General features: G+C 38.6%; 21 protein-coding genes. 3 read left to right on the top strand and 18 right to left on the bottom strand.

Annotated elements, in window-relative coordinates; translation table 11 throughout:
* Positions 1-27 precede the first annotated feature (27 nt).
* The 9 genes from ACYSNQ_RS11485 to ACYSNQ_RS11445 all read right to left on the bottom strand — a co-directional run bounded on the left by ACYSNQ_RS11485 (position 28) and on the right by ACYSNQ_RS11445 (position 7,383).
* Positions 28-1,416: an L-cystine transporter gene (locus ACYSNQ_RS11485; protein ID WP_426083452.1), complete on the bottom strand. Its 1,389-nt coding sequence runs from the start codon at positions 1,414-1,416 to the stop codon at positions 28-30.
* 217 nt (positions 1,417-1,633) lie between these two features.
* Complete coding sequence (locus ACYSNQ_RS11480; protein WP_426083451.1) at positions 1,634-2,026, bottom strand: DUF1149 family protein; 393 nt, start codon at positions 2,024-2,026, stop codon at positions 1,634-1,636.
* A 76-nt stretch (positions 2,027-2,102) separates the two neighbouring features.
* Entirely contained in the window at positions 2,103-3,446 is a 1,344-nt protein-coding gene (locus tag ACYSNQ_RS11475; RefSeq protein ID WP_426083449.1) for a PFL family protein, read from the bottom strand.
* 234 nt (positions 3,447-3,680) lie between these two features.
* Positions 3,681-3,947: an ACT domain-containing protein gene (locus tag ACYSNQ_RS11470; RefSeq protein WP_426083447.1), complete on the bottom strand. Its 267-nt coding sequence runs from the start codon at positions 3,945-3,947 to the stop codon at positions 3,681-3,683.
* A 105-nt stretch (positions 3,948-4,052) separates the two neighbouring features.
* Positions 4,053-4,634 (bottom strand): DJ-1/PfpI family protein, encoded by a 582-nt coding sequence (locus ACYSNQ_RS11465; protein ID WP_426083445.1) that lies wholly within the window; start codon positions 4,632-4,634, stop codon positions 4,053-4,055.
* 85 nt (positions 4,635-4,719) lie between these two features.
* Complete coding sequence (locus ACYSNQ_RS11460) at positions 4,720-5,109, bottom strand: MerR family transcriptional regulator (protein ID WP_426083443.1); 390 nt, start codon at positions 5,107-5,109, stop codon at positions 4,720-4,722.
* A gap of 133 nt (positions 5,110-5,242) precedes the next feature.
* Positions 5,243-5,674 carry a hypothetical protein gene (locus ACYSNQ_RS11455; RefSeq protein WP_426083441.1) on the bottom strand — a complete coding sequence of 144 codons (432 nt, stop codon included), beginning with the start codon at positions 5,672-5,674 and terminating at the stop codon, positions 5,243-5,245.
* 358 nt (positions 5,675-6,032) lie between these two features.
* Entirely contained in the window at positions 6,033-6,434 is a 402-nt protein-coding gene (locus tag ACYSNQ_RS11450) for a GyrI-like domain-containing protein (RefSeq protein ID WP_426083439.1), read from the bottom strand.
* Between the two features lie 61 nt (positions 6,435-6,495).
* Complete coding sequence (locus ACYSNQ_RS11445) at positions 6,496-7,383, bottom strand: helix-turn-helix transcriptional regulator (RefSeq protein ID WP_426083437.1); 888 nt, start codon at positions 7,381-7,383, stop codon at positions 6,496-6,498.
* Between the two features lie 785 nt (positions 7,384-8,168).
* On the opposite strand from ACYSNQ_RS11445, the gene ACYSNQ_RS11440 reads away from it, so the two are divergent.
* The 3 genes from ACYSNQ_RS11440 to ACYSNQ_RS11430 are packed head-to-tail and all read left to right on the top strand — an operon-like array spanning position 8,169 to position 10,715.
* Positions 8,169-9,152: an ABC transporter ATP-binding protein gene (locus ACYSNQ_RS11440; RefSeq protein ID WP_426083435.1), complete on the top strand. Its 984-nt coding sequence runs from the start codon at positions 8,169-8,171 to the stop codon at positions 9,150-9,152.
* Positions 9,136-9,921, top strand: a complete 786-nt coding sequence (locus tag ACYSNQ_RS11435; RefSeq protein ID WP_426083433.1) for an ABC transporter permease — start codon at positions 9,136-9,138, stop codon at positions 9,919-9,921. Before ACYSNQ_RS11440 ends, ACYSNQ_RS11435 begins: the two co-directional genes overlap by 17 nt.
* Positions 9,921-10,715, top strand: a complete 795-nt coding sequence (locus tag ACYSNQ_RS11430) for an ABC-2 family transporter protein (protein WP_426083432.1) — start codon at positions 9,921-9,923, stop codon at positions 10,713-10,715. The genes ACYSNQ_RS11435 and ACYSNQ_RS11430 overlap by 1 nt, the downstream gene beginning before the upstream one ends.
* 399 nt (positions 10,716-11,114) lie before the next feature.
* Here the strand turns inward: ACYSNQ_RS11430 and ACYSNQ_RS11425 are convergent, their stop codons facing one another.
* The 9 genes from ACYSNQ_RS11425 to ACYSNQ_RS11385 form a co-directional block, all read right to left on the bottom strand.
* Positions 11,115-11,369, bottom strand: a complete 255-nt coding sequence (locus ACYSNQ_RS11425) for a metal-sensitive transcriptional regulator (RefSeq protein WP_426083430.1) — start codon at positions 11,367-11,369, stop codon at positions 11,115-11,117.
* A complete protein-coding gene (locus ACYSNQ_RS11420; protein WP_426083428.1) occupies positions 11,366-11,665 on the bottom strand; it encodes a rhodanese-like domain-containing protein in 300 nt (99 codons plus the stop codon). Before ACYSNQ_RS11420 ends, ACYSNQ_RS11425 begins: the two co-directional genes overlap by 4 nt.
* The gene (locus ACYSNQ_RS11415; RefSeq protein ID WP_426083426.1) at positions 11,665-13,317 is read right to left on the bottom strand and encodes an FAD-dependent oxidoreductase; all 1,653 of its coding nucleotides are present in this window, start codon (positions 13,315-13,317) and stop codon (positions 11,665-11,667) included. Before ACYSNQ_RS11415 ends, ACYSNQ_RS11420 begins: the two co-directional genes overlap by 1 nt.
* On the bottom strand, positions 13,317-13,631 hold the full coding sequence (locus ACYSNQ_RS11410) for a rhodanese-like domain-containing protein (protein WP_426083424.1): 315 nt from the start codon (positions 13,629-13,631) through the stop codon (positions 13,317-13,319). The genes ACYSNQ_RS11415 and ACYSNQ_RS11410 overlap by 1 nt, the downstream gene beginning before the upstream one ends.
* A gap of 148 nt (positions 13,632-13,779) precedes the next feature.
* Positions 13,780-14,862 carry an endonuclease/exonuclease/phosphatase family protein gene (locus ACYSNQ_RS11405; protein ID WP_426083422.1) on the bottom strand — a complete coding sequence of 361 codons (1,083 nt, stop codon included), beginning with the start codon at positions 14,860-14,862 and terminating at the stop codon, positions 13,780-13,782.
* Between the two features lie 112 nt (positions 14,863-14,974).
* Positions 14,975-15,799, bottom strand: coding sequence for an HAD-IIB family hydrolase (locus ACYSNQ_RS11400; protein WP_426083420.1), 825 nt, complete (start codon positions 15,797-15,799; stop codon positions 14,975-14,977).
* Between the two features lie 557 nt (positions 15,800-16,356).
* Complete coding sequence (locus tag ACYSNQ_RS11395; RefSeq protein WP_426083418.1) at positions 16,357-16,761, bottom strand: SRPBCC family protein; 405 nt, start codon at positions 16,759-16,761, stop codon at positions 16,357-16,359.
* Between the two features lie 213 nt (positions 16,762-16,974).
* A complete protein-coding gene (locus ACYSNQ_RS11390) occupies positions 16,975-19,563 on the bottom strand; it encodes an ABC transporter permease (protein WP_426083416.1) in 2,589 nt (862 codons plus the stop codon).
* Entirely contained in the window at positions 19,544-20,254 is a 711-nt protein-coding gene (locus tag ACYSNQ_RS11385; protein ID WP_426083414.1) for an ABC transporter ATP-binding protein, read from the bottom strand. Before ACYSNQ_RS11385 ends, ACYSNQ_RS11390 begins: the two co-directional genes overlap by 20 nt.
* Positions 20,255-20,305 lie beyond the last annotated feature (51 nt).

The following is a 20,305-nucleotide window of genomic DNA, read 5'->3' as shown; positions in this document are numbered from 1 at the left end:
CCTGTTTTCTCCAGTCATGGTTCTTTATTATTTAGCTTCGACTACTAGTTCATCGTCTGAAATTACAGAACGGTCCAGCTGATCAATTCGTGAGCTGGCTACCATGCCGGCTACCATACTGTCACTAACATTAACTGCTGTTCTTGCCATATCAATCAGCGGTTCAACTGAAATTACTAAGCCAACGATTGCTACCGGTAAATTCATTGCACCTAAAACGATTAGAGATGCAAAGGTAGCACCGCCGCCGACACCTGCAACCCCAAATGAACTAATGGTTACAACGGCAATCAGCATTAGAACAAACTCCAGACTGAAAACGTCAATCCCTACGCTGGGCGCCACAATAGTTGCCAGCATTGCCGGATAAACCCCGGCACAGCCATTTTGTCCAATTGACAATCCAAAGCTGGCTGCAAAATTCGCTGTTGTTTCATCCACGCCTAAAGCCTTTGTCTGTGTTTCAATATTCAAAGGCAGTGCACCCGCACTAGATCTTGAAGTGAAGGCAAAACTCAAAACTGGAAATGCCTTTTTCAGATAGTTTAACGGATTGATTCGAATCGCAGTAAGAATCAACAGATGAAGTAACAGGACAATAATTAGAGCTGTATATGAAGCAAGTACAAACTTGCCCAAATTCAAAATTGCTTCAAAATCACTTGTAGCGACAACACTAGTCATGAGTGCCAATACACCATACGGCGTTAAGCGTAAAACCAGTGTAACAATTCTCATAACAATTTTATATAGACTATCAATTAAATCTGCAAAGAATTGAGCTTCCTTCGGTGCTTTGCGTTTCACTCCAAGAAAGGCAATTCCTACGAAAGCAGCAAAGATTACCACGCCAATAGTACTCGTCGCACGAGTCCCTGCTAAATCTGCAAAAACGTTTCTGGGAATAAAGGACAAAATCTGCTCAGGAATTGAAAGATTTTCAATGGTTTCCTGTCTTGTTGCCAGCTCAGCTATCCGCGCTGTTTCTGCAGTTCCTTGCGTAAACTGGGCACCTTGTAATCCAAATAAAACTGTACTGCCGTATCCAATAAGTGCAGCAGCTGCTGTTGTTCCCAGTAAAGTTGCCAAAACATTAAAGCTGATTTTTCCAAGCTTGTTTGACTCCTTCATTTTTGTAAATGCTCCTACAATAGAAACAAATACTAGCGGCATGACAAGCATTTGAAGCAATGCCACATAGCCGTTTCCGATAATGCCAATCCATTCCATCGCCTGACTGGTGATTTTACTTTGTGTACCGAACGCTACCTGAATAATTGCACCTAATACGATTCCTACACCTAACGCTGCAAAAACACGTGTTGAAAATTTCATATGCTTTGCCTGCATCCGGTAAAAGCCGTAAACGACGCCAAGAAACGCCAGAACCACTAAAACTGTGATGAGTGTTGTCATTTTCTTCCTCCTGTAATAATTATTTTAATGACAAGTCCATCAAAGGAAGTAAAGGTTCCCGGCAGCTGTTCTTCAACAGCTGCCCTGAAAAAGGATTTTTCAGTGATATACCTATTCTAACTGATAAAGGAAGACAACAGCTATTTTTTTGCTTGAAGTCTGATAGCAAAACAATAGTGGCAATAGCTAAAAGCTATCGCCACTATTGTTCAAGTCTTTACTTTTCTTCTGGTTCATTTGACTGAAAGTTCAATTGAATTCCCGGCTTGTCTAAGGCAATTTCAGTTACCTCATAGGCCAGACGTTTTACGATATCAAATAATGGTGCAATCAGCTCATCTACATCAGCCTGACTTAAGTCTTCCTGTTTCTCAATCTTTTGGTTGATGATATGAGAAATCTGGCTGACAGCGCCTGACAGTACATACTCATCAAATGCCAAACGAAATTCTAGTCGAGCGGCAATGATTGTATTTTCAGCAGGGTAATTTTCATCCTTTGATTCCATAGGTGAAAAGCCCACACGTAATTCAGTTTCAACTTCTGCTTCCGGCGAACGCATATCATAGTGGAAGCCTTCCACTACTTCTTGTTGGCGTTTAAGTTCCAATGAATATCACTCTCCTTTCACCATATTATAACATACTCATATTTCAAATATTGCTCAAAAATTGATAAAAAACAGACTAATTCTTAAACGAATGAATAGGTGCCGGAATACGTCCGCCTCTTAAAATAAAGTCAGTTGAAGCATAGTCATTCACCTTCATTACTGGTGCCCTTCCTAAAAGCCCGCCGAATTCGACCATATCACCGACTTTGGTATTTTTAGCAGGGATAATCCGGACAGCCGTTGTTTTATGATTAATCACTCCGATCGCGGCTTCATCGGCAATCATAGCTGCGATTGTTTCAGCTGATGTATCTCCCGGAATAGCAACCATATCCAGACCTACAGAGCAGATAGCTGTCATGGCTTCTAATTTTTCCAAATTCAGTGCACCATTGTTAACAGCATCAATCATTCCGGCATCCTCAGAAACTGGGATAAATGCACCGGATAAGCCGCCGACATGATTACAAGCCATCACGCCGCCCTTTTTTACTGCATCATTTAGCAGAGCCAATGCAGCCGTAGTACCATGAGTTCCTACACTTTCCAAACCCATCTCCTCTAATATATAAGCTACACTGTCTCCAACTGCTGGAGTTGGAGCTAAAGAAAGATCGACAATTCCAAAAGGAACATTCAGGCGTTCTGAAGCAATTCGTCCAACCAGTTGTCCCATACGGGTAATTTTAAACGCAGTTTGCTTTACAACCTCTGCAACAACATCAAACGGTTCACCCTTTACTTTTTCCAGTGCCCGTTTTACAACACCAGGACCACTGACACCAACGTTGATGACACAATCCGCTTCACCTACACCATGAAAAGCTCCCGCCATGAATGGATTATCCTCCACCGCATTTGCGAATACAACCAGCTTGGCACAGCCCATGTCTGACTTGTCTGCTGTTTCCTTAATCACGTAGCCCATATGACGAACCGCATCCATGTTAATGCCGCTTCTGGTCGAGCCGATATTGACAGAAGAACACACAAAATCCGTTTCAGCTAACGCTTGTGGAATAGAATTAATTAGACGGTCATCGCCAAATTGATACCCTTTCTCTACTAAAGCACTAAAGCCGCCGATAAAGTTAACGCCCACTGTTTGAGCAGCCCGGTCCAGCGCCTTAGCATATTTCACATAATCATCATCTGCGCTGGCTGCAGCGATAATACTGATTGGGGTGACAGAAATACGCTTATTAATAATGGGAATGCCGTATTCTGCTTCAATATCTTCCCCAACACGTACTAGATTTGCTGCCATTCGGGTAATTTTTTCATAGATTTTCTGACAAGCCTTATCACTATCACTGTCAATACAGTCTAATAAAGAAATCCCCATCGTAATGGTACGTATATCTAGATTTTCTTCTTCAATCATTCGAATTGTTTCTAAAATTTGTTTTGTCTCCAAAGCTTTCACCTCTATTTTGAATGGATAGACTACTCTATAAACCCTTTCAAATCATCTTTTTTATGTTTGATACTGCCTTCAATACTGCTATTTTGTGCTTCTTCCTCAAACTGACATGAGAAATCAGAAATCTAAAAACGACATCTTTTTATTTTCTGATAATAGTTAGTGAAAAATGTGCCTATAGGCAAAGAAAGTAGTTTCCTACCCCAGTATTTACGGAAAAATATACTTTTACAATTTGTGCATGACATTAAAAATTTCTTCATTCTGAATACTGATTTTCACACCTAATTGATCACCAAGAGTGTTCAGCGTGTCACGAAGCTCTTCAAAATTTGTCTCTTTTGCCAAAGACAGAACCATCATCATCGTAAAATAGTCGTCCATAATTGTTTGCGATACATCCAAAATATTAATGTTTAGCTCTGCAAGCTTCACACTTACCCCTGCGATAATTCCTACTTTGTCTTTACCAATTACTGTCAAAACAGCTCTCATAATTCAACCTCCTGATTTGTTTGACCTATTATAGCATATCTTTCTGAAATAACCTTGAAAATACAGAACAAAATAGCATAATTTTTCACAATCGTTCGTCTTTCCTTAATAGCCCATCGCTATCATAACTTTTTGACGCAGCGAGTGATCCGTCAGCATCTCTAACAATTCAAAAGCGACATGTACGGCCGTCTCTGGACAGTACGAAGTGATTACTTTATTATCAACAACTACTGGCTGATCCTTCAGTACATCAACGCCCATTTCTGCCAGCTGTTTTTGCCGCACTCCGTCATTTAGGTGATAAGTAGTTGCTTGTCGATTTGCGAGAATACCGCTTTTCGCCAAAGGCAAAGCAGCAACACAGATAGAAGCCACTGGTTTTCCTTGCTTTTCAAAAGCGCTGATAAGAGCTAAAAATGGTGCTGAATACGCTTCTTCATAAAACCCGTATTCCTCAAAGCCTCCTGGAATTGCCAACGCAGCATATTCATCCACATTAACATCTTTAAGCAGTACGTCCATATTCATCGATACATTAAATGTACTCAACGTCGTTTCCTCTATCCCACAGACAACCGTTTCAATATCCGCCTCATAGTCAGCTGTTGCCCAGCCAAGCACATCAATAAATACGCTAAATTCCATCGTTTCAAAGCCTTTAGCCAATAACACCAATACCTTCATTCTTATTTCCCGCCTTCTCATAAATTTTTTGAATTCAAAACAACTAAGCATTTCACAGCTAAAATACTTTCAAGCAACCTTTGCACTAGCCTGCAGTGCTAGGATTCAAAGTCTTTGACTCTCTTTTTTCTATATTGCCTTTGGTCAAGCCCATTTTATACTGGAGATAATCAAGAGAGGCTTGGATTCGATCGAGTTTTGCTTTAGTTCTTTGTTCCTGTGCTTCTAGCAGCGCCAGCCGCTCCTCTAAAGTGTCATCTCCCGCCTTATATAAATCAAAATATTCTTTAATTGTTTCCAAACTCATTCCGGATTCCTTCATACATAAGATAAACTCAATGCGGTCTAAATCGGGTTCTCGATAGTCTCTAATTCCGCTAATTCTTGCTACAGGATCCAGCAAGCCTATCTTCTCATAATAACGAAGAGTAGATAAGGAAAGCTGGTATTTACTGCTTACTTCATTAATTTTCATAAGAAACTCCTTTACTTTTTATTTTATTGTAACAGATAAACGCTTCTCTGTTTTATTGTTTATCAAAACAAAAAAAGGCGGACACCATAATGTCTCACCTTCCGATAGCTCTGAAATGTTATTAAAAAAAAGATTATACCTTCTTAATAAACTGTGCTTTACAATTAGAACAGGTTATTTTTATCTGCCCTTTATGTTTTGGCGCCCGCAGCTGCTGTCGACATTCTGGACAAGAGAAATACGTATGAGTTTTCCGGTGCTGAAAACGCTCTTTAATTCGATTAAATTTCTTTTGAATCTTTTCAAGCCAGTGGGTAAATTTCTGATTCTCATTTGCTCGAACATAGATTTTTTTTGAAAAGAACCGATAGTACACAAGTATCAGCAGCAAAGCGATTAATGCTCTTAACAATGCATACCCCAGAAACATATTCCCAACTACCAGAACCAGACTAAGCAGCAGCAGTCCTCTACTTAGCTTGTCAAATTGTCCATAACGTCCTCTCATATACTTTTGCAGCTTCATATTCCATTTCATCAGCCGTGCCAGCCAGACATTCCGCATGTTTTCTACCGCCTCTTTCTTTTCTCCGCTGTATTCATTCGACAGAAGCCTTAAACATTTTCTGCCTCAGTACAGCTTTCAAATCTTTTGAATAGTAAACAGCTTACTATCAATCAAGTGATTTTGCAACCGGCGAAAGTCTGATTTTTGTTTGCTTCTCTAAAAAACAGCTGCGAGCTCGCAGAAGAACCGGTATATCTCAAGAAATAGAAAAAGAAGAGGTCGCTTTTAGACTGTCATTTATTTAGGTTTTAAAAGTAGACAGAGTTGAAGCTTTATTTATGTCTCGCTATCCCTCTTCTTTATTTCTGACCTAGCTAAAGCAAGCGGGCTGTGCCATTCTTTTTTTATAGAATGCTTAGTATACAGAAATGTAAATACAAACCTGATCATCTGCCTCGTATTTTTCAAAATCCTTTTCATAGCGCCGCTTCAACTTGCCGGCTTTTTCCAGTGCCCAGATTTCCTGCCAAGCTTGCAGAACATTATCCTGAGAAAATCCAGTTGAACTTGGTACAACAGGGAAAGCCTTGTAGGTCCCATCATCTAACACCAGCTCTTTTCCTTTCTCAGCTTTTTCCACCGCTAATGACAAGGTATAGTCAGCAGTGAAATCTCCAGCATACTCATGATAAACAGCATAAACTACCTCACCTGGTTCAATTTTTGTCATAGTCTGCTGCCATAAATATCCAATTTTTTGTCCTACATCCTCTGAAAAGTTGTTTGCTCTTACTGAATCAAGTTCATAAATTTTCATAGTATCTCTCCTTCACATTTTCCTAATCATAAACAAAAAAACATGACAACAGTTTGTCATGTTAAAAATAAAGCGTCTGATACTTCTCAATTTCTTCTTTCAGCTGTTCTCTGAGTTCTTTTGGTTGAATAACCTCTATACTGGCTCCGTAAGAAAGTAAATAAGAAAATAACCAGTCTCCCAACGACTGGTACGTCGAAACCTTCAGTCGTTCCCCAGACCGTTCAATCGTCAAGTTCGACAATTCTTCCTGTAATCTAGCCAACTGCTCATTTTCAATAAAAAATTCCAGCAACCCCAGTTCATAGACCGGCAGATACTCATCCGTTAAAACAGCCGGATCAATTATTTTATCCGAAGGTTCAATTCGTTTGACGCGTTTTAGTTTAAAAATCCGATGATCATTTTTCAGATAACAATAGGCAGATAAATACCAGCTGTGCTGTTTAAAAAACAGCTTATTGGGCGCAACTTCTCTTTTAGAAACTTCTCCCCGTGTATTTTCATAGGTAATGATCACACACCGCTGCTGCTTCTTAGCTGCTGTCAACTGATCCACTAACTGCTTTTCTTCTGGTTTTCCCCAGCTGGAATAATCAATGGATAACCAAGGGGTTGTCTTGCGGTTAAATAAAGAGGATAGCTTAACCATAACCTCATCCGCTGCACCAAAATTTGTGACAGACAAGTTTTCCAGACCAGAAAGGATGGTTTCCTGTTCAGCTTCAGTCACAAAGGTTGCCGGAAGCTGATGATTTTCCAGTAATCGGAGCCCTCCGTTCCGGCCATTTTGAGCATAGATTGGAAAGCCTAATACTGACAGATGATCAATATCCCGATAAATCGTGCGGACTGACACTTCCAGCTTCGCCGCTAAAAAAGGAGCTGTTGCTTCCTGATGGGCACTTAGATAGTGCATGATATAAAACATTCTGGATTGTCTGGACATTGGCAATACTCCTCTTTAAATTTATTCTCCCCTAAGGATGAACGAGCTTGGGACATGAGTAAATGCCCGAACTCTTTTTTCTCTAAAATCCGAAAAATAGTGTTTCAGAAACAACTACTTTGAAAACAAGTCGAATAGTTCTTCAAATATAAAGAACTCTAGGTAGGTATCGAGAAACAGCTACTCGGTTCCCTCATAGTGTTTCTTGACAATTTTCGGACGCTCCGCTCCTTCTTATTTCCTGTAGCTCAGCACTTTTGTCGCATCTTCAGGATGCAATATATTCATAATTTCATCGATGCTTTCAGGTTTGTTCTAATACTACTGTGCGCTCATTCTCTGATAGTTTAACACAACTCACCTCAATTTTTATTTAGAAAAAAGGAAGCCTGTAAATCCGCTCGGAGAATCAAAAATCAAACGTTGACGAAAAAGTGATTGTCCCTTATAGTTAAAGCAGAATGAAATGGAAGGAGTGTCTTTTTGTCTGTCATTGTTGAATAATTTCAGCAACTAAATCGTTGTGAAAGCAGCTTTATTGAGCTTGTTTTCAACACTAGGTCTGCCTAGTGTTATTCGACATGGACCTTACAAGAAGACTTCGCCTGAAATAATATATGTAGCAGTCTGCTGTTTTACAGGAGATTATTTATATTCAGGGATCAGTGTTTGGACTGATCTCTTTATTTTTTGCTATACGCCCGCAGAAGTTTTCTTCGCTGTCTTCCTACAGCAGAGGAACCTGTCTTTTGCGGGCGTATATTTTGTTTGAGGAGGAAAAAACTATGAAGCCTATCCATGTAAAGAATGTATCAAAAAGCTATTCTTATTTTGAGAAGACACCTGGTTTTAAAGGTGCAGTTAAAGACCTATTTAGACGGGAAACAAAAATAAAAAATGCAGTAAACGATGTTTCATTTTCAATAGATGAAGGGGAATTTGTAGGATTAATCGGAACTAATGGTGCAGGAAAAACAACATTGATAAAAATGCTGACGGGAATCATTCAACCGACTAAAGGAGAAATTTCCATCAACGGATTCAATCCTGCTGAGGGAGCAGATGCGTTTAAGAAAAGCTTCGCAGTTGTTATGGGACAAAAATCACAGCTTTGGTGGGACTTACCCGCCAGTGATTCACTACTTCTCAATAAAGTGATTTACGATATTCCTGAAAAGCTATACTTGGAAAACGTCCATTATTTTACTGAGTTATTTGCAGTCGAAACACTCCTTTCTGTACCAGTCAGAAAATTATCCTTAGGCGAACGCATGAAATTTGAACTGATTGCCTCTTTACTCCACATGCCGAAGCTGCTGCTTTTAGATGAACCAACCATTGGGCTAGATGTCGTTGCCCAGCGGCAAATTCGGGAAATGCTGAAAACAGCTGGAAAAGAGCGCGGTATTTCTCTATTACTGACTTCCCATTACACAGAGGATTTACTGGATCTTACTGAACGAAGCTTAGTCTTACGGGACGGTGCTTTGATTTACGATGGTCTGCTGCAGCCATTGTTAGCCCGTTATCAAGTTGAAAGTACATTGGAGCTAATCTTTTCAGAAAAACCAAGTTTGCCGGCTCTCAGTAATGTAGAGATTATTGAACAAACCGGGTACGCTGTAAAAATTAAAACACCTAAAGAAAATATCAGTCGTTGTCTAGCGCTTATTTTCAAAAAAACTGAGGTTCTAGATATAAAAATTTCTGAAGAAGATGTCAGTACATTGGTAGAAAGGATGTTTCAGTCAGATGAAAAAATATCTTGAAATTTTTAAGATTGAATGGAAGCATTCATTAATCTACCGCAGCGATGTGGGATTAACCGCCGTGCTTAGTATCTTCTCCATTCTGCTTTCCTATCTGCTTTGGCAAACTATTTTCAACGGCAGAGAAACGTTTAACGGCAGCACTTTAGCACAGATGGTCACCTACTATTTATTCGTCAACCTGATGACGCCATTTACAAATACAGATGGACTGCTAAATACCTTTGCGGAAGAAATCAGACAGGGAACCTATTCAAAATACTTGGTTCGACCTATATCTCCGCTTACTTATTTTATTACTGCCAGCTACGCTCAGGCGCTATTTCCTTTTCTCATAACCGGCAGTGTGCTCCTCACAGTTTTTTTTTCTTTGAACCAGTATTTTGAGCCTATACAGCTGCAAAATTTGCTTTTGGCTTTACCCGTTCTTCTTCTAGGAAGTCTATTAAATATACTCATAAGCTATATTATTTCACTGGCTGCCTTTAAGCTGACAGCCATCAGTTTTTTATCTGTCCTGCAAAGTACGATAAAAACCTTTTTGTCCGGTTCTTTAATTCCTTTGAGTCTGATACTGCCTGCGGTTTTAATTAAATGGCTGCCGTTTTCTTACACCCTTTACTATCCGGCAGCTCTCTGTTTAGGAAAAAATGAAGAGCCTTATTCATCTGTTCTTTTCGTATTAATCCTCTGGATAGCGCTTTTATATTGTACAGCCAGATTTTTACAACACAAAGTTCAACATAACTTTGAAGGAGTGGGTATTTAATGAAAACAATCGTTTACACAGTAAAAATCCTATACACCTTAATGAAAGTTCAGCTTTCGTCTGCGATGATCTATCGCTTTAACTTCTGGGGAGCATTTCTGATTGACTCAATCTTCTTTGGTATACAGCTGCTTTTCTTTCATGTTATTGCTGAGGATGGCATGGTCGGTACCTGGAACATTCATCAAATCACTGTTTTTATTGGCACTTTTATTACATTAGACGCCTTATATATGGCCACTTATTTTTTTGGTATTCTCTCTTTGCCGGAAAAAATTCGAACCGGCGGACTAGATCAAATCTTTGTAAAGCCTGTTAATGCTTTGCTTTATATCGCTTTTGGGAATATTAATATCAGTTCGTTTCTTTTATTTTTATTAGGTATTGGGATTGTCAGCTATGGAGCCAGTCATTTAGAAGCCATAACTGCTGTTCAATTATTTCAATACATTATTCTCTTTCTCTTAATGTACTGGCTGATGTTTTCACTTATGCTGCTGCTGCGGTCTGCTGCATTTTGGCTAACTAGAATCTCCGCTATCAATACACTGGAAAATACTATCTTGGAAACTTCTTTCCGGCTTCCATATCCAGCAATTACCAGTTTTTGGAAATTAATTTTACTGATTGTTCTGCCTTACGGTTTAATTGCCAATATGCCGGCTATGGCTTTATTTGGAACACTCAGCTGGCAGCACTGGCTACTGTGTTTTACTGTGCCTTCTGCTTTCTCATTTCTATCTCTACGGATTTGGCGCATTGGCTGCCGGCAATATGACAGCGTCAGCAGTTAATAATAAATGACTACTTGCCTATTTTATAGACCATACAAGGCTTGGAGTTAAAGAGACGAGAACAATGGTACGTCTGCGTCTTTACAAATAAATTGAGCAATATTGAAAATAAAAAATGCGGGGCTGTGACATTAGTATGCCTCAGTCCCTTAAACCCGGATAAACGGTGTTTCAGAAGTAACTTCTTCGACAATAAGGCGGAAATTCGCAAAAATTTGTGGAACAATTTTCGGAATTTCCGCCTTATTGCTTGAAGCTGAACACTTCTGTCACAACCTCTTCATGAAGCTGTTTTTGACTGGTTCACTTTATTTCTCGAGTCGATAGACTTTGTCACCGCCTCGATATCAGCCAACCTTTTTACTTCATTGCTTTTCTTAACATTTCAAAAACTGCAAATCATCTTGTTTTAACAATCATTTCCAATGCTTTCTCAATTTCTTCACTAGAAAGATCAACTTCTTTTTCCTGCATACATTGAACCAGATTCTCAGTAACTACTAGCCCGATAACCTTATCTATGCTTGAACGAACTGCCATTAACTGAGTTACTACTTCTCGGCAATCCTTGCCTTCCTCCATCATTTTGAGGACACCCCGAATTTGTCCTTCAGAGCGTTTAAGACGGTTGCCTATTTTCTTATCACATTTCATCGTACGATTTCACCTCGCCAAGCAGACATGCCGCCCATAACATTTGTCGTTGTAAACCCTTCCCCGCCTAGATAACTGCAGGCCATTTGCGATCGGCTGCCGGAATGACAGATGATGTAGTATTCCTGCTCCTGCTTCAATTCCGATACCCCTTCTGGAAAACTGCTTAAAGGCAGGTGTACTGCACCTTCAATATGTCCTGCCTCAAACTCGTCTAACTCTCTGACATCCAAAATAGTTAAGCTCTGCTGCTTCAGCAGCTGCTCAAACTCAGGAATCATTACTGTATGATACATTATTTTTTTACCTCCTCAGGGTACATCGTACTGTATAGCTGGAATGCTCCATCCAGATTCTTCACATTAAAATTATGATTCTTTAAAATTCTTTCAGCCAGATAGCTCCGCTGACCACTTTGACAGCTGACAATTATTAGCTTGTCCTGCGGCAGCTCACTAAGACGATTCCGCAACTCATCCAACGGTATATTGATATCTTCACCAATACTTCCAGCTGTTTTTAATTCTTCCGAACTACGCACATCTAAAAGGACAGCACCACTTTCTCTGGCTTGTGCGAGCTCATAAAACTGAATATTATCAGAAAAGCCTTCTACAATGTTCAACGCAGCGTAGCCTATCATATTGACAGGGTCTTTAGCTGAACCAAATGGGGGTGCGTAAGTTAATTCCAGCTCGGGTAAATCCATTACAGTTAAATCAGCTTTGATTGCTGTCGCCAGTACATCGATTCGTTTATCAACCCCATCTTTTCCAACTGCCTGCGCCCCATAAATTTTACCATTAACCGGATTGAAAAGCAGCTTGAAAGCAATTGGCTGACTTCCGGGAAAATACCCTGCATGACTTTTAGCCGTGATATGAACTGCACTGTAATCCAGCTGCAGCTCCTTCAGCTGACGCTCATTCAAGCCTGTACTCGCTGCAGCAAGATCAAATACTCTAACAATAGCAGTACCAATGCTGCCTAGGTTTTTCCTTTCCGCTCCTAAAATCACATCAGCTACTTGACGCCCTTGACGATTAGCTGGTGATGCCAATGAAATCAGAGCATCTGCTCCAGTGATCTGCTGTTTAACAATGATCGCATCTCCTACCGCAAAAATATCAGGATCGGTGGTCTGGTACTTTTCATCGACCACGATTCCTCCTCTAATTCCTGTTTCTAAAGCAGCGTCTGCTGCTAAACTGCTAGCTGGCTTTACTCCAATAGATAAAACTGTAAAATCACTAGGAATACGTTCACCAGTACTCAAATGAATGATTTCTCCCTGATTCTCAAAAGATTGAGCTCCAGCATTTTTATAGACCTTTATACCAGCCTCTATCAGCCGATTTTCTACAATCTGAGCCATTTCAATATCGAGAGGAGGCAAAAGCTGAGGAGCAGCTTCCACAATGGTTACCTCAATCCCTAATTGCTTCAAATTTTCAGCCATCTCCAAGCCAATAAAGCCGGCACCAATCACTACTGCATTTTTCGGTTTTATTTCTTTAACGGCTGCAGTAATCTTATCCACATCAGGAACATTTCTAAGTGTATAGCTGTTTTTTGCCTCGTTGAGACCAGGAATTGGCGGTATTACCGGCTCTGCTCCAGGTGAAAGAATCAATTTATCATAAGCTAGTTCCTTTCTCTCCCCTTTTTGGCTAATCTGAACGGTTTTCTTTTCACGCTGAATCATTGTTGCTTCGGTTTCGGTTACCACGTCGATATTGAATCTATTTTTCAACTGTTCTGGCGTTTGCAGAATCAGCTCTTCACGTTCACTGATTTCTCCTGAAACATAGTAAGGCAGACCGCAATTTGCAAATGACACATAGGGTCCTTTTTCCAAAACAACGATTTCTATCTCCTCAGATAACCGTCTTAATCTGGTTGCAGCTGACATTCCTCCGGCAACTCCACCGACAATTACTACTCTCATTAGTAAATTCCTCCTCTGATTTCTCCTTGCCAACGATTCATTCCGCCTTTAACATGCACGGCTTCAATATTTTTCTTTTCAAGCATCTTCACAGCCTGCTTACTTCTAATTCCAGATTGGCAAATCACATACACCCCATGGGTATTTTTCGTCTTATACTGACGAATTTTACTAAGGGGGACGTTAACTGCTCCAGGTATATGTCCGCCGATGAATTCTGATTTCTCACGAACATCCAAAATTGTGGGCTTTTCTGATAATTTTCCGTTTAAATCTTTTGTTGAAATAGCTGATACTCTATTAAATAAAAACATAACTCCTCCTTTATACCCTGTAGGGTATTTACAAAATTAATCATAAACGATTCTTATTCTTTTGTAAAGCAGATACTTTGTTTTTTTATAAAAAAAGCGCTCTAAAGCTGCTGTAGTGCAGTCTTTAAAACGCTCGTTCTTCAAAAAATTATTTTTCTTCCTGCAAACGGAAGCTTAATATTACCGGATTATGATCAGAGTATTGGAAGGCTTCATCCGACACCTTCGTCTCCAAGGCTTTCACATTGTCAGAGACAATAAAACCATCAATTAAAGCTACAAAAGATTTACCTTTTTTATATGGCGTGTCAAGATTCCGAGTAGATGGAACGGCCTCGCCATCATTAGAAAAGTCTGTGACTGTTAACCCTTTCGGCAATTCTTCTTTAGGAAAGGCCTGCAGCCATGAATAGTCTTTACTTGTATCATTGCCGAATGTATCTGAGGACGAAGGCAATAAATCATGGTTAAAGTCGCCGCCGCACACTACATAATTGCCTTTCTCATACTCAGCCTTCATATGATTAAATAGCGTCATGATTTGCTTTTTCTGTACAGCCTGATCCTTCATATATGCGGATAAATGTACATTGTAGAGCATTAGCTTCTTACCATTTTCTACCGAAAGCTCAGAAACAGTAAATGCCCGATCCAGATCGAAAAATTTATTAAAGCTGGTTTCAATTGGCAGACTGTAGCGGATGCTCTCATCAATCGACGTGCTGCTCAATGTTAAAATGCTGGACTTGGATTTTCCAATCGGGTCAAAAACCGGATACATTAAATAAGCAGAATCATAGTTCGTTGCACTTGCTGCTGAATAGGTACTGAAGCTGTCGCTGATTTTCTTCACTTCATTCACACCGAAGCTTCGTGTGGCTTTTTCATCCACCTCTTGAAGAACTGCAAAATCGGCGTCAATTTTGCCCAATGTGTCTACTACGCCATCGATATTTTTATTAACAGCTTCTTTACTCCGTGCTTTGGATTCTTTGCCGCCATCCATAAAAAATGTATAGTCCGGCGGATAAGCTCCATAGCCAATATTAAAGGTGACAGCTTTGTAGTCTTTTCCTATTTCAACTGACTGATGCTCTGCCTTTTGCTCTACATCAATTTTCAAGTCATCTTCAATTCTTGAATAGCTGAAAAAAACGTATCCTACATAAATTAAGACGATTAACAAAATCAGCCCGATAACCGCACCAATTACTTTGATTGATTTTTTCATTCCCAAACTCCTTTAGTTTATTCTTACCTACAAATCATAACAAAAAAAGGAAACAGGGGCTAGTTTACCGCCTGTTTCTCTCTGCAGTGCAGCTTGTCTGCACGTTTCTGAACTAACGCTCGCCTTCAAATACATCTGCCACCATTGCTACCTGATACTTCGCTTGTTTTTTAACTGGTGCTTCTGCGTGACTCATGACATAAGACTCAGGAAAAACCTTAAACATGCTAATATCATTATAGGAATCCCCAACAACCGCTACCTGTTGTATGGGTACAGCCAGCTGTTCCACTAGTTTCTTTACAGCAGCGCCTTTGTTCACCGATACTGGATTTATATCAATTGTATAAGGACTAGTTATTTGAAAGTTAACAGCTTCATCAGCTAAAGCCTTTTGAAGCTTTAGCAAATCCTGACGCAACGCCTGATTATCCTCACGAACAATACAGATATTTGCCGGATTTTCCGGATGAGCAGCTTGTTCAGATACCTGAACTTTTTCAACAACATCGCCAAAGACACTCTCCATCAATTCCAAAGCTATCTCAGCCTCATATGTATGCTGATCAGCAACTGAACAGGCAAATGGCAGCTGAAGCGCACGCAGCTTTTGATAAATTCTGTCTGACTGTTCTTTTGAAAACTGATCCTGCCCTAAAATATTGCCCTCCGGATCAATTGTAAACGAACCATTCTGCACAATCTTATAGCTTCTCCCAAACAGCTCAGCTCCAATGACGCCTTGAACATCCGCAGCTAGACGTCCTGTTGCTACACAGAAAAATCCGCCGTCATCAATAAATTGTGTAATTTGTTCATGGTTGCGAACCGGCAATCCTTTTTTTGACGGTGTATAGGTAGAGCTCTCGCTCTCCTCATACGTTAATGTTCCATCCATGTCGCATACTAGTACTTTAAATCCTTGCTTTTGCTTCACTACACAACGCTCCCTCTCGCAGCTTTTTCCACTAAATCTGTATCATATTTTACGAAATCAGTCTAAAACGGAATGCCGGATTGATTTTTTTTGTCACAAAGTTAAATCAATAAATGAAATGCCTCATCTGCACTTTTGAACAGTATCCTGAATGTTCATTTAGAGCTGCTCAGCTTGTTGGTTACTAAGCTTTACTTTGGCGATCGTCCATTCTATTTGATTGGTTATTCCAAGCTTGTTCCCCAGTATAAACTTTTCTTCCTTTATCTATGAAACTTTGTTTACTTATTCCTACTCATTTTAACAGATAAATAGTTAGTTAACGTCTTTTAAAAAGCTAAAATTCATTTTCAATAGCTTTTTTCTGCCTTCAAACAACAATAGGCTTATGACAATCAAAGAGTAATAACAGCTTAAAAAAAATCAATTTTTCAGTAAGATCCAGCATTACCGGCTAAAGAACACTTGCAAAAAATTATGAGACTGCTTGATTGAAAAGCCACTCCAATATTTGCCTCCAGCATCCTCTGACAGGTTCTAATAAAGAACTGGTTATTCTATTTAACTTTTTCAAGATATTTTTTCAAATCCTGAATATAGGTCTTCTGCTGCTTTTTTAAATAGGTTGAAACAAAAGGCTTCAGAAAAAATTTCTTTGCCTGAATATCTTCTGTAAATTCTACTGCTGTCTTCCCACCTTGTTCTTCAAAGCGGCCTATCCAATGTCCCCTCATCTTGTCATTGTCCATATCAAAAGCATAGCATGAATACTGTTCCAACGCAGTGATTGTAAAGGTTGTTCCATAGTTATCTTTCGTGTATTCCACAAAGGTTTTTCCTGGTTCTAAAATTTCTATTCTACTTAAATCACTCCTCCAGCTGTACTCCTCTAAAGAGGTAACTATTTGCCAAACAAGCGGCAGCTCCTGATCAAAAACAGCTTTAATCGTTGCTATCGTCATACTTTTTCTGTCCTTTCCTACCAGTTAATTTTCTACACACAAATTAACTGTAAAACTGGTTTAGTCTAATAAGAAACAATTTTTTCTACAGTTCAATTATATACTATCTAAATTCTTCTAACCTCACATTTTCCGTAGGATTTTTACCTGTTTAAAGGCTAGAATGTTAAGTGTCTCATTCCAACTAACATCCCAGCCTAGTGTTTCTACTTTTTATTCTATTTTATTCAATTCATTAAGAATGCTTTCATCTTTTAGCCGGCGATTTAGTAATATTGAAACCACATAACAAATTACCAATATTGCAGCAGCTAAAAGCAGATAGATGAAATAATCGTATTCATATGATTGACCATAAATATATATTTCCGACTCTACATATAGAAATTGAGCAATAGCATGTGAAGCTAGGAATACTATACCTACAGATACTAATCCAAAAATCATGTTCTCTATTTGGATCATCTTGGATTGCGAATGCAAACTCATCCCAATTGCTCTATAAATATATAGTTCTCTTTTTCTTGTTTCCACTCTATACTTGAGACTATTTACTAAATTTATTAGCAATAACGTGAAAGCAACAACTGCAATTCCATATATATAAACTAGTTCTTTTTGATATAGCATATCCAACTTCGAGTTTTCTTCAATTAAGCTTCTTGCGGTCACTTGTTGATTTTTTACAGCTAACCGAATTAATTCTTGTTCAATTTCTTCTTTCCTTTTTTTCGAACTACTATCTGTAACAGTAAAGTTGGCAGTTTCATATACACCAGAAGGATTTATTTTACTGTAATTCGTTTCACTTGTAATTAATAAAGGGTATACCTGTTCAAGTACAGAGACCTCCTTCATATAAGGATAATAAACAATCGCCACAATTTTATAATCTAGCTTCGAATAGTATTGTTCATCATCCTCACTTTGCCAATACTTATTAGAAGTTGTATCAAAGTCTGAACGGTAGCTAATCTTTATTGTCTGCCCCAACTGATAATCCATAATTGCTGTTCCTTTTTTAAAGAATCCTACCGTACCTTTTGACTTCCCATATTCACTTATTCTAGGCATTGCAATAATAATCTCATTTGCTTCCATATTATCAGGATTGAAGTTGCCGACAACTAAATAGTTTTTCAACTTTTTTAAAGTTTCTGTATTGTAACCTTTTAACTTCGTTTGATAAATAGAGTTAGAGCCTAATTTTCCTCTCAAAGAAAATCCATAAATATTTTCTACTCTCTTTTCCATCTCTTCAAAATACTTATTATTTCTTTTGGTTTCATCGTTTAGTACTTTGATAGGCATAGCCATTTGTGTTTCAGTCTTGACTATTTCCTCAATCTGTTGCGCTTGTTTTACTGTTTCAATTGTAATTCCTTGGTTCGCTGTCCTATCATTTGTTGCTGTGAGTATATAATCGCTATTATAAAAATTTGCTTCTTTTTGTATAACTGTCTCGTGTGATGCTAATATTCCTTTATAGGCAAGTCCGTAAAATAAACTTCCGCCAATAATTAAAGAGACAACAATGACAATTGATGTTCTGAACTTAGCAAAAATATACCTACATCCTAATTTTACATATAGAAACCGCTCTGATTTGTCACTAATAGTAAAAACAGCCGTATTTTTGTTGTCATCTTCTTTTTCACCTATAATAACTTCCATAATTGTTTGCTTATTTATTTTTCGAGCACCTAATAATGAAATAATAAATAGTACCACGCCCACTCCTGCTATACATAAAATAATTGGAAGTATGGGAACTACCATTTCAAAGGGCTCCCTTTCTCCCCAAAAAAAGATGTCACTCTCATTATTTTTTGAAATATACGTAACCAGATAAGAACACAGCTGTCCAAATATGATTCCTAAAGGAATACTAATAACATATATATCAAGTAATTCAGAGACTATCATTTTTCTAATTTGTCGCTTTGTCACTCCCACTGCGCGAAGTATGCCGTATTGGTTTTCTCTTGCTAATAATGAAATCCTATAAATTCCCCAGATAATAACAAAACAGACAATTAGTAGTAAAGTAGTGATTTGGATATCCAAAATAAGCAACTCCTGCTTATTTTCTTTCCAAGGATTGAGGGAAATATCTTTTTGTGCTATTCCTAGATGTTTTTTTTTATTCTGGATTATTTGCCGACTATCCACATTATTTTTAAATTTTACCTCAGCGTAATAATCATCCGCTACGTCTTCATTTAAGCTAGTATAAAGGTTAAGACTCCCAGATAATTTATTTAATGATACATCATTAATTATTCCCACAATAGTATAGGTTTTCAGCTCTGAATCAGTTGATTCAGTAGCTATTGTTTCTAGCTGAACATCTGTACCAACGACAGGATTTATACCTAAATTTAATAATGCCCATTTTTCAGCAACAATTTCGTTTTCCGCTGTAGGCATAGCGCCGGATAATAGTTTTGATGTTGCAAGTATCGAAGGTTCATTTGCGGAAATAAGAGCAGCGCTCTGATAATCGGTTTTTATTGTCGCCTGAAAACGCCTGATTCCCAGTTTAGCAATTGCTTTATCACCTTCTAATTCACGTAATTGAGAATTTTTAAGATTGCTGATTTGATAGTCAATATCTGTGTATATAAAAAGATTTTGCTTTGCTTCAATTCTATGATTCGTATGAAAAAGGGTTAGTAAACTAACTATCAACGTAATAATCAAGGTAACTGCAAGTAGAATTGTTATCGTATTTTTTTTGTAGCTTTTAATAAAACGCTTCGTTAGGGCTTGAATTGTTTTATCATTCTCTACCTTCACCATTAGAATCACCCCAATCTTTTTTAGTTGACCTGACAATCTGTCCATCCTCAATTCGAATGATGCGATCAGCTAGCTGAGCAATTTCTTCATTATGCGTGATCATAATTATTGTTTGAGTAAACTGCTTGGCAGTTATTTTTAAAAGACCAATCACATCTTGACTAGTCTGTGAATCTAAATTACCTGTGGGCTCATCAGCTAATATAACAGCAGGCTTTGCTGCTAATGCACGAGCAATCGCTACTCTTTGCTGCTGACCTCCCGATAACGTATTAGGAAAGCTATTCGTTTTTGATTCAAGCCCTAACATTTTTATGATTTGTCCAACATACTCCATATCTACCTTTTGACCGTCTAATTTGATTGGCAGTATAATATTTTCCTGAACAGTCAGCATTGAAATTAAGTTAAATTTTTGAAAAACAAATCCAATACTTCTTCTTCTAAAAATCGTCAGCTCTTCATCTGCTAGCTGATTAATTTTTTTATCATCAACAGTAACGGTTCCGCTTGTCGGCGTATCTAATCCGCCAATAATGTGCAGCAGCGTAGATTTACCAGATCCGCTGGTTCCAACAATGGCTAGAAATTCACCCTTAGCTACCGTTAAATCAACTCCTTTCAGTGCCTGAACCTCAGTCTCCCCCTTTCCATATATTTTCTTCAGCTTTTCCGTTTTTAACATCTCCATTGGGTCCCCATCTCCTCACTAAAAAATAGCCCATATTGCTCTTCTTACAAT

It is taken from the genome of Enterococcus sp. LJL51, assembly GCF_054871795.1.
Note: the sequence above shows the minus strand (reverse complement) of the source record. Positions and strands in the feature narration are given on the sequence as shown.

Coding starts and splice junctions, on each gene's coding strand:
- ACYSNQ_RS11485 (WP_426083452.1), bottom strand. CDS start 1,416: ATGACAACACTCATCACAGTTTTAGTGGTTCTGGCGTTTCTTGGCGTC.
- ACYSNQ_RS11470 (WP_426083447.1), bottom strand. CDS start 3,947: ATGAGAGCTGTTTTGACAGTAATTGGTAAAGACAAAGTAGGAATTATC.
- ACYSNQ_RS11465 (WP_426083445.1), bottom strand. CDS start 4,634: ATGAAGGTATTGGTGTTATTGGCTAAAGGCTTTGAAACGATGGAATTT.
- ACYSNQ_RS11460 (WP_426083443.1), bottom strand. CDS start 5,109: ATGAAAATTAATGAAGTAAGCAGTAAATACCAGCTTTCCTTATCTACT.
- ACYSNQ_RS11455 (WP_426083441.1), bottom strand. CDS start 5,674: ATGCGGAATGTCTGGCTGGCACGGCTGATGAAATGGAATATGAAGCTG.
- ACYSNQ_RS11450 (WP_426083439.1), bottom strand. CDS start 6,434: ATGAAAATTTATGAACTTGATTCAGTAAGAGCAAACAACTTTTCAGAG.
- ACYSNQ_RS11445 (WP_426083437.1), bottom strand. CDS start 7,383: ATGTCCAGACAATCCAGAATGTTTTATATCATGCACTATCTAAGTGCC.
- ACYSNQ_RS11440 (WP_426083435.1), top strand. CDS start 8,169: ATGAAGCCTATCCATGTAAAGAATGTATCAAAAAGCTATTCTTATTTT.
- ACYSNQ_RS11435 (WP_426083433.1), top strand. CDS start 9,136: ATGAAAAAATATCTTGAAATTTTTAAGATTGAATGGAAGCATTCATTA.
- ACYSNQ_RS11430 (WP_426083432.1), top strand. CDS start 9,921: ATGAAAACAATCGTTTACACAGTAAAAATCCTATACACCTTAATGAAA.
- ACYSNQ_RS11425 (WP_426083430.1), bottom strand. CDS start 11,369: ATGAAATGTGATAAGAAAATAGGCAACCGTCTTAAACGCTCTGAAGGA.
- ACYSNQ_RS11420 (WP_426083428.1), bottom strand. CDS start 11,665: ATGTATCATACAGTAATGATTCCTGAGTTTGAGCAGCTGCTGAAGCAG.
- ACYSNQ_RS11415 (WP_426083426.1), bottom strand. CDS start 13,317: ATGAGAGTAGTAATTGTCGGTGGAGTTGCCGGAGGAATGTCAGCTGCA.
- ACYSNQ_RS11410 (WP_426083424.1), bottom strand. CDS start 13,631: ATGTTTTTATTTAATAGAGTATCAGCTATTTCAACAAAAGATTTAAAC.
- ACYSNQ_RS11405 (WP_426083422.1), bottom strand. CDS start 14,862: ATGAAAAAATCAATCAAAGTAATTGGTGCGGTTATCGGGCTGATTTTG.
- ACYSNQ_RS11395 (WP_426083418.1), bottom strand. CDS start 16,761: ATGACGATAGCAACGATTAAAGCTGTTTTTGATCAGGAGCTGCCGCTT.
- ACYSNQ_RS11390 (WP_426083416.1), bottom strand. CDS start 19,563: ATGGTGAAGGTAGAGAATGATAAAACAATTCAAGCCCTAACGAAGCGT.
- ACYSNQ_RS11385 (WP_426083414.1), bottom strand. CDS start 20,254: ATGGAGATGTTAAAAACGGAAAAGCTGAAGAAAATATATGGAAAGGGG.